Origin of the sequence: Arthrobacter sp. U41 (assembly GCF_001750145.1) — a bacterium.
Lineage (GTDB): Bacteria > Actinomycetota > Actinomycetes > Actinomycetales > Micrococcaceae > Arthrobacter.
Window position 1 is genome coordinate 2,176,482 of record NZ_CP015732.1, and the last position, 11,525, is coordinate 2,188,006.

11 protein-coding genes are annotated in these 11,525 nt (G+C 66.3%); 9 read left to right on the plus strand and 2 right to left on the minus strand.

The genetic code is table 11. The features are described from left to right. Nucleotides 1-11: 11 nt before the first annotated feature. A complete protein-coding gene (locus ASPU41_RS10045; RefSeq protein ID WP_231941327.1) occupies nucleotides 12-1,643 on the minus strand; it encodes a PucR family transcriptional regulator in 1,632 nt (543 codons plus the stop codon). Nucleotides 1,644-1,778: 135 nt separating this feature from the next. On the opposite strand from ASPU41_RS10045, the gene ASPU41_RS10050 reads away from it, so the two are divergent. From ASPU41_RS10050 to ASPU41_RS10090, 9 genes are all read left to right on the plus strand, one after another. Next, a complete protein-coding gene (locus ASPU41_RS10050; protein ID WP_083266452.1) occupies nucleotides 1,779-3,128 on the plus strand; it encodes an alpha-hydroxy acid oxidase in 1,350 nt (449 codons plus the stop codon). Between the two features lie 7 nt (nucleotides 3,129-3,135). After that, complete coding sequence (locus ASPU41_RS10055) at nucleotides 3,136-4,038, plus strand: ABC transporter substrate-binding protein (RefSeq protein ID WP_069950799.1); 903 nt, start codon at nucleotides 3,136-3,138, stop codon at nucleotides 4,036-4,038. A gap of 6 nt (nucleotides 4,039-4,044) precedes the next feature. Continuing rightward, nucleotides 4,045-5,100 carry an amino acid ABC transporter permease gene (locus tag ASPU41_RS10060; RefSeq protein ID WP_157356977.1) on the plus strand — a complete coding sequence of 352 codons (1,056 nt, stop codon included), beginning with the start codon at nucleotides 4,045-4,047 and terminating at the stop codon, nucleotides 5,098-5,100. Beyond that, the gene (locus ASPU41_RS10065) at nucleotides 5,097-5,864 is read left to right on the plus strand and encodes an amino acid ABC transporter ATP-binding protein (RefSeq protein WP_069950800.1); all 768 of its coding nucleotides are present in this window, start codon (nucleotides 5,097-5,099) and stop codon (nucleotides 5,862-5,864) included. The genes ASPU41_RS10060 and ASPU41_RS10065 overlap by 4 nt, the downstream gene beginning before the upstream one ends. 79 nt (nucleotides 5,865-5,943) lie before the next feature. Continuing rightward, nucleotides 5,944-6,546 (plus strand): class I SAM-dependent methyltransferase, encoded by a 603-nt coding sequence (locus ASPU41_RS10070; RefSeq protein ID WP_069950801.1) that lies wholly within the window; start codon nucleotides 5,944-5,946, stop codon nucleotides 6,544-6,546. Between the two features lie 180 nt (nucleotides 6,547-6,726). Next, nucleotides 6,727-8,085 carry an MFS transporter gene (locus ASPU41_RS10075; protein ID WP_069952618.1) on the plus strand — a complete coding sequence of 453 codons (1,359 nt, stop codon included), beginning with the start codon at nucleotides 6,727-6,729 and terminating at the stop codon, nucleotides 8,083-8,085. 186 nt (nucleotides 8,086-8,271) lie between these two features. Continuing rightward, entirely contained in the window at nucleotides 8,272-8,889 is a 618-nt protein-coding gene (locus ASPU41_RS10080; protein ID WP_069950802.1) for a DUF1326 domain-containing protein, read from the plus strand. Nucleotides 8,890-8,931: 42 nt separating this feature from the next. Then, nucleotides 8,932-9,717: a DUF2182 domain-containing protein gene (locus tag ASPU41_RS10085; protein WP_231941234.1), complete on the plus strand. Its 786-nt coding sequence runs from the start codon at nucleotides 8,932-8,934 to the stop codon at nucleotides 9,715-9,717. A gap of 76 nt (nucleotides 9,718-9,793) precedes the next feature. Next, on the plus strand, nucleotides 9,794-10,213 hold the full coding sequence (locus ASPU41_RS10090; RefSeq protein WP_069950804.1) for an ester cyclase: 420 nt from the start codon (nucleotides 9,794-9,796) through the stop codon (nucleotides 10,211-10,213). A gap of 191 nt (nucleotides 10,214-10,404) precedes the next feature. Here ASPU41_RS10090 and ASPU41_RS10095 read toward each other — a convergent pair whose 3' ends face one another. Beyond that, nucleotides 10,405-11,475, minus strand: coding sequence for a glycerophosphodiester phosphodiesterase family protein (locus ASPU41_RS10095; protein ID WP_083266453.1), 1,071 nt, complete (start codon nucleotides 11,473-11,475; stop codon nucleotides 10,405-10,407). Nucleotides 11,476-11,525: the final 50 nt, after the last annotated feature.

Below are 11,525 nucleotides of genomic sequence, written 5' to 3' on the forward strand. Positions count from 1 at the left end.
GGCCGGATTGCCTACTCGTTGTGCCTCGCCCATAACTGCAGCCCGACAAGCAGGCGCGTCTCGGGATCGTCCAGGTCGATGCCGAAGAGAGGTTCCACCCGGGCCAGGCGGTAGCGGACCGTGTTGACGTGCACGCCCAAGGTCTTGGCGGCCTCGATCGCGTTGCCTCCGCAGCTCAGATAGGCGTGGATGGTCTCTTCAAAGGACTTGTTCTGGTGTTCGTCGTACTCGGCGATCCGGAGGGCGTGGGTTCCGGGCAGCTGGCCGGACGTCGTCAGCGCCGAGACGATCTGGCGCAGCTGCAGGCGCGAGCCGAGCGATTCGTCGTCGGCCACCACGTCATCGGAGCCGGCAGGGATCCGACCCTCGGCGACGTTGCGGACCAGCTCGGACAGGACCAGTTCCGCGTTGACCCGGGACTCCGCGAGCCGGTCGATCGGGGCCGCTGTGCCCAGCGCGGCCAGGACCGGGCGGGAGAGCAGCCGCCGCGCATTCTGGACAATCTTGAGGACCGCGCCGCGTTGGAACTGCCGCGACGATTCAGTTGTCTGCGGCAGGACGATGTACACGATGCCGTCCGAGAGCCCGCAGACCGCCGTGGGCAGCCGGATGGCGCAGGCGGTCCGGATGGTGTCGAAGAGCCGAAGGCGTGACTGCAGCGTTTCGGCCGCTACGGCTTCCGCCGGCCAGACGCTGAGTGCGGCTACCCGGATGGAAGCTGCCGAAATTCCCAGCCGGATGGCCGCCAGCTCGGCGCGCTCCGGCTCGAACAGCAGCGGCTGGACCAGATCCATCTGGCGGGTGAGGTTCGAGACGTACGTCGTGCGTTTGTGCAGGATGTGCAGCGCGGCAACGTTGGCGGCTTCGCGCAGGATCCGGTGCGCGTCCGGGTTGTGGTCTTCGGCCCGTTCCAGGAGCCAGAGCGATCCCAGCACGGCGCCGCCGGCCCGGATGGCGACCGCCGTGCGGCGGAGCAGCGGGTCCTCGGTCGCCACATCGACAGCACCGTTGGTGGCATGGACGCGCCGGTAGTCCTTGTCGGTTTGCGTGGAGTGCGGCACGTGCAGACGCAGGATCGAGCTTCGCCGGGTCTCGTCAATGGGCTGGTCGGGCAGGGTCGAATAGGCCAGGATCATCTGATCGGGATCGGCGATCGCAATGGCACCGCCGGCCTGGGCCGCGACGGTGTTGGCCAGATCGAACAGGTCCCCGGGACGGATGTCCACCAGGGTGCGGCCCGATTGGCGGTGCGGAACGACGGCGGCGTCCATGATCTCCGCCAGCTGGTTCCACGGCACCGAGTCGGAGGCCCGGAAGAGGGCCATCCCGGTTTCCCGGGCGGCCGCCCGGAGTGCGGCGTCCGAGCTGCCATTGGATTTGTAGACGATTGCCACGTAGCCGGCGTCGTGGAGCTCCTGGATCTTGCCGCGCAGACGCTTCCCGGACAGCGACAGGCCGATGGCCAGCGCAACGGCCCCGGCGAACCTGGCGGGCGGGGCCGTCGGGTCGTACAGGACGGAGCCCGCGACAGTCTGCTGGTCATCGGCCGGCATTTCGACGAGGCTGACAATTTCCGATCCGGCCGAGCGCGCCACGTCCGCGAGGGTGGGCAGCGCCTGGCTCTCCGCCGCGGCAAACACCATCACGGTGTCATCCCACACGATGTTTGGTAGCAGCTGCTAATGAAGGACCCTCCAATTTGTCGCAATCTCCATAGTGGCACGGTGTTTCGCTTTCTACGCTGAACCATAACGCACGCACGCAGTGGAAGGCCCTCCTTGAAAATCAGCGACGCCCGGCAGCTAATCCAGGTCAAAACCCCCGTCTTCTCCCGACGGCGCCGGGTACTGGCCGACGCTTTCAATGTGGAGGAATACCGCAAATCGGCACAGCGGGTCCTGCCGGCCGGGATCTTTGACTACCTCGACGGCGGCTCGGAAGACGAGGTGACGCTGCGCCGCAACCGCGCCGTCTTCGATTCCTGGGCGCTGATGCCCAGTTGGGGCCCGGTCTCCGGACCCGACACCAGCACCACCCTGCTCGGAAAAAGCAGTGCCCTGCCCCTGACCCTGACGCCCACCGGCGCCACCCGGCTCTTCCATCCCGAGGGCGAGCTCGCCGTCGCCGCCGCCGCCGACCGGGCCCGTATCCCCTACGGACTGGCCGGGCTGAGCACCGTGCCGATGGAAACCATCGCGGCGAGCCACCCGGCCCTGGACCGCTGGTTCAACTTCGGGCTCACCTCCGACGCCCAGGCAATGAAGGACAAACTGGCGCGCTGCGAGGCCGCCGGGTTCAACACCCTGATTGTCGGCGTCGATACGCGGGCCCTGGGCGCAAGGGAACGGGACCTGCACAACGGCTTCACCGCGCCTCCCGCCCTGACGCTGTCAACCATCGCGGACATCGCCCGCCGGCCGTCCTGGTGGATCAGCTTCCTGAAGTCGGACGGCATCAGTTTCCCGAACCTGGATCCGCGCAGTGCCGCGGCCACCTCCGTGGTCACCCCGTCCATGTGGCAGCACATCCTCGGCCACTCGGATGCGACCAGCGGATGGAAGGAACTGGAAGCCTTGCGCCAGGCGTGGCACGGCAAGATCGTGCTCAAGGGCTGCGTAAACCCGGCCGACGTCGAAAAAGCAGCCCGGATCGGCCTGGACGCCGTCCAGCTCAGCAACCACGGCGGCCGCCAGCTCGACCACATGCTCAGCCCGATGGATGTGCTGCAGGAATCCCGCCAGCGGGTGGGCGATTCGATGGAAATCTATGTCGACTCCGGCATCCGGCGCGGCAGCGACGTCCTCAAGGCGCTGGCGCTCGGTGCCGATGCCTGCTCGATCGGCAGGGCCTACCTGTACGGACTGGTGGCGGCGGGCTCGCCCGGCGTCGGGCGCATCATCGAGATCTTCGCGGATGAGCTCCGGCGTACCATGACGTTAGTGGGCGTTTCCAGCATTCCGGAGTTGAAAGCTCGAGGCGGGGAAATTCTCCGGGACATCCGTCATTCCGGAGAAATCCTCGAAACAACAGCGTCAGGCAACACGCACCAACAAGTTCTGAACCTGCAGGCACGCAGTGCCCTCCTCCCGCAGACTTGCGGGAAGCTTTGTGAATCTCTGAACAGCTAAGGAAACCATGCGCACCCGATACCTTCTCCCCGTTCTCACCATAGCCACAGCCCTCTCGCTCTCCGGCTGCGTCAACAACAGCGAGCCGGCGGCTACCGGCGGGGCATCCGGAACCGCTGACGCCATCGAGGTGAAAAAGAATGACGCCGTCGCCGCGATGCTCCCGGAGAAAATGAAGAGCGCCGGCGTGCTCAACGTGGGCATGGCAAACAACTACCCGCCCAACGAGTTCAAGGACGACAACGGGGCGCCGGCCGGCTGGGCCGTGGACCTGACCAACGCCCTGGGCCAGGTCATGGGCCTGAAGGTCAACTTCGACATCGGCACGTTCGACAACATCCTCCCTGCGGTAAAGGCAGGAAAGGATGACATGGGTGTGTCCTCCTTCACCGACACCCTGGAACGCGAAAAGCAGGTGGATTTCGTGAACTACTACTCCGCCGGCATCCAGTGGGCCGCCCCGAAGGGCAAGACCGTGGACCCCGACAACGCCTGCGGGCTCAAGGTCGCCGTCCAGGCCACCACCTACCAGGACACGCACGAGGTTCCGGCCAAGTCGAAGGCCTGCACCGACGCGGGCAAGCCGGCCATCACCATCTTCAAGTACGACGCGCAGGACCAGGCGACCAACGCCCTGGTGGTCGGGCAGGTCGACGCGATGAGTGCCGATTCCCCGGTGACCCTTTACGCGATCTCCAAGACCAAGGACAAGCTGCAGACCGCGGGCGACGCGTTCGAAGTGGCACCGTACGGGATGCCCGTGGCCAAGGACAGCGAATTTACGCCGGCCCTGCAGAAGGCGCTCCAGACGCTGATCGACGACGGTACCTACAACAAAATCCTGTCCAAGTGGGGAGTGGAAGCCGGCGGAGTCAAGACGGCCGAGCTCAACGTGGCAGCCAAAGGGTGATAGCAGATGAGCGAGCCGGAATCCGACCGGATGATTGAGGCGGAACCCGGCAAATCGCCGGAGTCCGGCAGGAACGCGGAGTCCGGCAGGGCGCCGCGGGCCGGCAGGGGGCGGGACGCGGACAACGCGCCGCCGGAAGCGATCGTCGCGATCCCGCTGCGGCACCCGTGGCGGAACGTGGTGGCCGTGCTCCTCGTCCTCGGACTGGCGGTCTTTGTCCTCGACGCCGCCCAGCGCCCGGACTATGGCTGGGCGGACGTGGGCAAGTTCATCTTCGACCGCCGGATCAGCCAGGCGGCGTGGGTGACATTGTCGCTGACCATCTACGCGATGATCGGTGCGATCGTCATCGGCCTGCTGCTGGCCATCATGCGCCTCTCGCCGAACCCGGTGCTGAAGAGCATCGCCTGGCTGTACATCTGGCTCTTCCGGGGAACCCCGGTCTACGTGCAGCTGGTCTTCTGGGGCATCGTGTCGCTGATCTATCCGGTGTTCACGTTCGGCATTCCGTTTATGGATCCGTGGGTCACCATCCCGAACGAGATCTTCACCAACCTCTTCATCACCGCGGTGATCGGGCTGGCCCTGAACGAGGCAGCCTACATGTCCGAGATCGTGCGCGCCGGGCTGCTGTCCGTGGACCAGGGCCAGGAGGAAGCCTCCACGGCCCTGGCGATGTCCTGGGGGCAGACGATGCGGTACGTGGTGGTCCCGCAGGCGATGAAGATCATCATTCCGCCCACCGGCAACGAGGTGATCTCGATGCTCAAGACCACCTCACTGGTGGCTGCGATCCCGTTGAGCATCGACCTGTACGGGGTGTCCCGCGGCATATCCGCGGTGACGTTCACCCCGGTGCCGCTGCTGATTGTCGCTTCCCTCTGGTACCTGCTGTTCACCTCCGCCCTGATGGTGGGACAGCACTTCATTGAGAAGCGGTTCTCCCGCGGAACCGGGCGGGTCAAGGCGGGCAAGGAATCGGCGACGCCGGAACCGGCACCGACGGCGGTTCCCGGCGCGCCCGGCGGACCGCTCGGCACGGACTTTGGAGGAAAAGGATGACGGACGTGCCGATGGTGCTCGCGGAGCGGGTCTCCAAGAATTTCGGCTCCAACAAGGTGCTGCGCGGGATCAGCCTGGAGGTTGACCCCGGGGAGGTGCTCTGCATTGTGGGCCCCAGCGGTTCGGGTAAGTCGACGTTCCTGCGGTGCATCAACCACCTGGAACGGGTCGACGGCGGCCGGCTCTCGGTCGACGGGCAGCTGGTGGGCTACCGACAAAAGGGGGACAAGCTCTACGAACTGAAGCTCAAGGAAGCAGCCTTCCAGCGCCAGGAAATCGGGATGGTGTTCCAGCGGTTCAACCTGTTTCCGCACCTGACCGCCGTGGAGAACATCATCCTTGCCCCCATGCGGGTGAAGGGTGTGTCCAAGGCCAAAGCCACCGCCCGGGCCAAAGAACTGCTGGAACGCGTGGGCCTGGGCGACAAAGGGGACGCCTATCCGGCGCACCTGTCGGGCGGGCAGCAGCAGCGTGTGGCCATCGCCCGTGCCCTGGCCATGGACCCGAAGCTGATGCTCTTTGATGAGCCGACCAGCGCCCTGGACCCCGAACTGGTGGGCGAGGTGCTGGACGTTATGAAGGAACTGGCGAAGAGCGGCATGACCATGATCGTGGTGACCCACGAGATGGGCTTCGCCCGCGAAGTGGCGGACACGCTGGTGTTCATGGACGAAGGCGTGGTGGTGGAGGCCGGACCGCCCCGGCAGATCCTGAGCGACCCGCAGCACGACCGCACCAAGGCGTTCCTCTCCAAGGTTCTCTGACGCCGGGAGTTGACTCACGCGGCGGCGGGCCCAGCTAAGAGCTGTGGCTTCGCCGCCGCGCGCGTGGAAAAATAAGGCTGTGACAACGCTCGCGGACAGCAAGGTCTGGACCGACTACAACGCGGCCCAGGCGGACCGTCCCGTGCGCCCGCTCTGCCTCGGCGCCATGGAGCTAGCCGGTCCCGGCAACGGCCGCCGGGCCATCGACCTGGGCTGCGGAGCCGGCAAGGAAACGCTGGCGATGCTGCGCGCTGGCTGGTGCGTGCACGCCGTGGACTCGCTGCCGGACACCCGGGAACGGCTCCTCGGGATCGCTCCGGCGGATGCGGACGGCCGGCTCAGCATCGAGGTGCGGGCCTTCCAGGAACTCCGGGAACTCCCGGCAGCGGACCTCATCTTCGCCGGCTATTCGCTGCCGTTCATCCACCCGGACCACTTCGGACGCTTCTGGCGGATGATGCTGGGCGCCCTTCAGCGCCGGGGCATCGTGGCCGTGAACCTGTTCGGGGACCGGGACTCCTGGGCGGACATCCCGGAATGGAACTTCCACACCGAAGCGCAGGCACGGCAGCTCTTCGACGGGCTCCAGATCCTGACGTTCGAGGTGTACGACGACGACGGGCAGTCATTCCGGGGCCCCAAGCACTGGCACATCTTCGACGTGACCGCCCGCACGCCGTGATGCAGGCGTCACTGGAGGCAGACTTTTCCAGCACCGCAGCGAGGACTTCCGCTTTATTCCGCGGGGTCCCGGGTCACGCAGGGCCAAAAGCCTGCCCGGCGTGACGTCTCAGGCGGCCCGCCGTAGCGGAATTTGTCGTCCGGTTCGATTTTGGCCGCCGCCGTGGGACAGACTGTTGCCGTGAGCAACTCCCCACGGACGGGCCTCGCCGTCGCAGGACTCAGCCTGGGCACGGCCCTGAACCCGCTGAACTCCTCGATGATCGCCGTCGCCCTGGTGGTGCTGCGCGCCGACTTCGGGCTCGACGTCGCCACCGTCACCTGGGTGATCACTTCCTTCTACCTCACCTCCGCGGCGGGCCAGCCGCTGATGGGCCGGCTGGCGGACCGCTTCGGGCCGCGGCGGCTGTTTATGCTCGGCATGGCGCTGGTGGCCGCGACCTGCGCGCTGGCACCGTTCGCCCCGAACTTCGCCCTGCTGTGCGTGGCCCGCGCCGTTATGGCACTGGGCACCGCGACCGCCTACCCGAGCGCGGTCGTGATGGTCGGAGCGCTGGCGAAGCTGGCGGACGTCAAGTCCACCCGGCCGCTGGGCCGGATCCAGATGGCCAACACCTCGGCGGCCGCGGTCGGGCCGGTGGTGGGCGGCCTGCTGGTGGGCTTCGTCGGCTGGGAGGCGCTGTTCCTGGTCAACGTCCCGCTGGCCCTGGGCGCGATCCTCCTGGTCCGGCAGTTCGCGCCGGCGGATGAGGACCGGGAACGCGGCCGGGCCGCGGAGCTGCTGCGGGACTCGGACATCCCCGGCATCCTGGCTTTCATCGGCTCCATGGTGCTGGTGATGATGGCGCTGCTCAATGTCGTGCCGGAGTACCGCTGGTGGCTGCTCGGGGCAGGCACCCTGCTGGCCGTACTCTTTGTCTGGCGCGAGCTGCGCTTCGACCCGCCGTTCCTTGACCTGCGGCTGCTGGGCCGGAACCGGCCGTTGCTGCTGGTCTATCTGGGCTTTGCCTTGTTCAACGGTGTCTACTACTTCGCCTTCTTCGGCCTGCCGCAGCTGCTGCAGGAAGCCGGCGGCTACGAGCCCGGTCTGGTGGGCCTGCTGATGCTGCCGCTGGCCGCCGTCTCGGTGATCTCGACGCCGCTGGCCGTCCGCGCGATGGACCGGATCGGCGTCAAGCGGGTGCTGATCGCCGGCGTCGTGCTGCTGATCGCCGCATCGGGGACGATGTGGCTGCTGACCGCCTCGTTCGCGATCCCACTGGTGATTGCGCTGACCGCGATGCTGGGCGTGCCGTACGGAGTGGTCAGCATCGCCTCCAGCCAGGGCATGTACCTGTCCACCCGGCCGGAGGAGCGCGGCGTGGCCGCCGGGATCTTCCAGACCTGCCGGTATCTCGGGGCGATCACGGCCACGGTGCTGATCGGGATTTTCTACGGCACCGGCGTGAACCAGGCCAACTGGGGGCTCATGGTGTTCACGATGCTCGGACTCGGCGCGGTGGTGTTTGCCGTGTCGCTGATGTGGCGGGAGCGGCGGTGAGCTCCGGGCAGCCCCAAAAGAGCCCCACATCGGCGCCTCGTTTCCTTGTGTTCGCGGAGCATTGACACGCGGATTGTGCAGGAATACTGTCTGCCTTAACGGGGCTTTCCGACCCGTTTTCTAAGTATTTTCGGCGCTGTCTCTGGGCCGCTTCTGCTTGGCGACGGTGCCAGCTAGGAGGATTCCATGTCGTGGGAAATTTCGGGAACTTACGTTGGCAACTGCACTTGCCGGATGATCTGCCCGTGCCCCGTGGACGGCGTGCCCACCGGACCGGATGGCGAGTGCCGTGGTGTAAACGTCTTCCATATCGCGAGCGGGAAGCTGGATGAAACGGACCTCTCGGGCGTCGACTTCGTCTTCTGCAATTGGTTCCCCTCTCATCTGACCGCAGGCGGCTGGAAGGTGGGTGCCGTCGTCGACGACGGCGCTTCGGATGCGCAGGTGAGCGCCCTTGAGAGCATCCTTCGGGGACAGGCCGGCGGGCCGTTCGGGGATTTCGCGGCGCTGTACGGCGAATGGCTGGGATTGGAACGCGCGAGTGTCTCGTTCTCGGACGGGGATACTCCGTCCGGCTCAGTGGCGGGCCGCGTGGTCGTTACGTTCGAGCCACTGCCCGGGCCCGACGGCGGCGTGACCACCGTGAAGAACGCGATGTACGGCTTTGCGCCGGAATTCCGGATCGGCAAGGGGCCGGGACACCCGGATCTCTTCGGCCTGGAGTTCGACGGCGTTTACGGCGAGACATCCGACTTCACCTTCGCCAGTGAAATGGCGGAAGGCGCACCCAAGGGCCGCGGCTAAGGCCGGCCGATGTATTACAGGAAGCCGTTCAGGAGAGCGGGCGTGCAGCCTGCAGTGCACGCCCGTATGCCGTCCCGTGTCGACCCGCGGGAGGCTGGCCTGATTGCGGCGCTGCTTCTGCTCGCTGCGGCCAGTTGGGTGTTCACGTCCACGCAGCTCAGCGGGATGGACATGGGCCGCTGGACCGACCCGGGGCCGCTGGGGTTTTTCGTCGTCACGTGGGTGGTGATGTTGGCGGCCATGATGTTCCCGTCCGTGTCGCCCATGGTGGTGGCCTATGACCGGATCCAGCAGCATCGGCGCAAAACGGGACGGTACGCTCCCGCTGGGTCCACCGCAGTGTTCGTCGCCGGGTACCTGATCTCCTGGACCGTCTTCGGGCTGGTGGCATATTCGCTGTACATGTCGGTCGCGTCGATGGCCCCCGGGCTCTTCGGCTCGGATCAGGGCGGACGCTACCTGGCGGTCAGCGTGGTCCTGCTTGCGGCTCTGTATCAGCTGACGCCCGCCAAGAACGTCAGCCTGATGAAATGCCGGACGCCCATGGACTTTGTTTTGCACCGCCTGCGGACCGGGTACCGGGGTGCGCTGGTCATGGGCGTGGAGCACGGCGCCTGGTGTGTCGCCTGCTGTTGGGCGCTGATGGTTGCGCTATTCGCACTCGGGGTCATGAGCATCGGCTGGATGGCGCTGATCGGAGCCTTCATCGCCGGGGAGAAGATGCTGCCCTGGAAGCGGCTCGCCAACCGTTCCGTTGCGGTGGCGCTGGCTGTAATTGCACTCGGTGTGGCCCTCACACCCGCGGCGACGGGCGGGATGGGGATGTAATGTGCTGTCTCCGCCGTAGCGCAGGCAGCGACAAACCGGGGGAATATCACAGGTCTCATCCAACAAGGAGTCGGAAATGTCTGAAGATATTAAGTTGATAGAGCGGTTCTACAAGGACGTGATAGAGGCCGGGAACCTCGACCTCGTTGATGAGCTGGCGCTGGACAGCTACGTGGATCACGAGGAGGGCCTCCCCGGGCAACCGCCCGGCAGGGAGGGCGTCAAGTACTTCGTGAAGACGATGCGGTCGGCGTTCCCGGATATCAAGGTCAAGGAGATCACACCATCGCTGAGCGCCGGAAACATGGAGGCATGCCACGTGGTCCTTACGGGCACCCATCGTGGGGAACTGACCGGCATCCCGCCAACGGGCAAGAGCGTGGAGTTCGACTGCACCGACATCATCCGCGTCGAGGAAGGCAAGGTGGCCGAGCATTGGGGCACCACTGACAACATGGGCATCATGCGGCAGATCGGCGCCATGTCTATGGCCTGAGTAAGCCCCAGCACGACGTAAAACACCAGCACGACGGCGGCCGGATCGACCGCCGCCGGGCACAACGAAGGCTGTCCACGTTCCGAAAGGGAACGCAGACAGCCTTTTCCGCGGCGGATTTCGTCTACCGAGTTCAGCTCTGCGGGACACCGAACGCGTCTACTGGGGGTCAGCCGGCCGCCGTTGTGTTTCTAGACCGTCGGGGCGTAGGCCTTCGGCAGCTTCAGTCCGCGCTCTTCCATGACGGTGCGCAGGCGGGTGGGGTAGTCGGTGATGATGCCATCGACGCCGAGGTCCATCAGGCGCTCCATGTCCGCCGTGGTGTTGACGGTCCAGGGGACGACCGGCAGGCCGAGCTCGTGGGCTTCGGCGATCATTCCGGCGGTGACGGAGCGGAAGGCGGGGGAGATGACGTCGTAGCCCTGGGCCGCGGCTGCCTTGGCGAGGGATCCGCCGTAGGTGTCGATGTCGATGCCGCCGAGGTTGGGGCTGGCGCCGGGCTGGCCGATCTCGAGCCAGGCGTCGCCGCTGGACAACGCAACCAGCGGCATCTCCGGGGCGATTTCTTTGGTCAGGTTCAGCGATGACCAGTCGAAGGACTGCACGGTGACGCGGTCCGCCATGCCGGAGGCCTGGATCTCGGTCACCACGGCCTTGGTCAGGGCCACCATGCCCTCGCCGCCGATCTGGCTGCTTTCGACTTTGGTCTCGATGTTGAAGCCGACCTTCTCTGCGTCGGCGTCGCGAACCAGCTGGAACACGTCCTTGAGCTCGGCGATCCGGTTGCCCTCGATCACGTCCTGCTCCGGGTACCCCTTCAGCTGGGTGAAGCCGCAGTCCAGCGTCTTGATCTGGGCCAGCGACAGCTCGGCAACCCGGTCGCCGACATACGGGAAGTCTGCGTCGCCAGGCGTGGCCGGCGCCGTGTCCAGGCACTTGTCCGCCTGGATGGTGTCGTCGTGCCAGACGATGACCTTCCCGTCCGACGTCAGGTGGGTGTCCAGCTCCAAGGTGGTCACTCCCAGCCTCAGCGAGTTGGCGAAGGCGGCCAGGGATTCCTCGGTCCACTCGCCGCGGCCTCCCCGGTGGGACTGCAGGTCAAAGGAGCCGTTACGCTCGTTGGTCTTGATGCTGGAGGTGGCGGTTCCGGCAGCGTTCGACGACGGCGCGGTGCCTGCTTCGGTGTGTGAAGCGGCGACGGCGGGGCTCGCCAGCGAGGCGATGAGCGCGGCGGTGGCCGCGGCAGTCAGGACTGTGCGCATGGTGATGGTTCCTCCTGGGTGACGGGTCGCCGGCGCTGCGCCGGCGACCC

What these genes read in the sequence shown, in the direction of transcription:
- ASPU41_RS10045 (WP_231941327.1), bottom strand. Translation starts at nt 1,643, where the DNA reads ATGGTGTTTGCCGCGGCGGAGAGCCAGGCGCTGCCCACCCTCGCGGAC.
- ASPU41_RS10055 (WP_069950799.1), top strand. Translation starts at nt 3,136, where the DNA reads ATGCGCACCCGATACCTTCTCCCCGTTCTCACCATAGCCACAGCCCTC.
- ASPU41_RS10060 (WP_157356977.1), top strand. Translation starts at nt 4,045, where the DNA reads ATGAGCGAGCCGGAATCCGACCGGATGATTGAGGCGGAACCCGGCAAA.
- ASPU41_RS10065 (WP_069950800.1), top strand. Translation starts at nt 5,097, where the DNA reads ATGACGGACGTGCCGATGGTGCTCGCGGAGCGGGTCTCCAAGAATTTC.
- ASPU41_RS10080 (WP_069950802.1), top strand. Translation starts at nt 8,272, where the DNA reads ATGTCGTGGGAAATTTCGGGAACTTACGTTGGCAACTGCACTTGCCGG.
- ASPU41_RS10090 (WP_069950804.1), top strand. Translation starts at nt 9,794, where the DNA reads ATGTCTGAAGATATTAAGTTGATAGAGCGGTTCTACAAGGACGTGATA.
- ASPU41_RS10095 (WP_083266453.1), bottom strand. Translation starts at nt 11,475, where the DNA reads ATGCGCACAGTCCTGACTGCCGCGGCCACCGCCGCGCTCATCGCCTCG.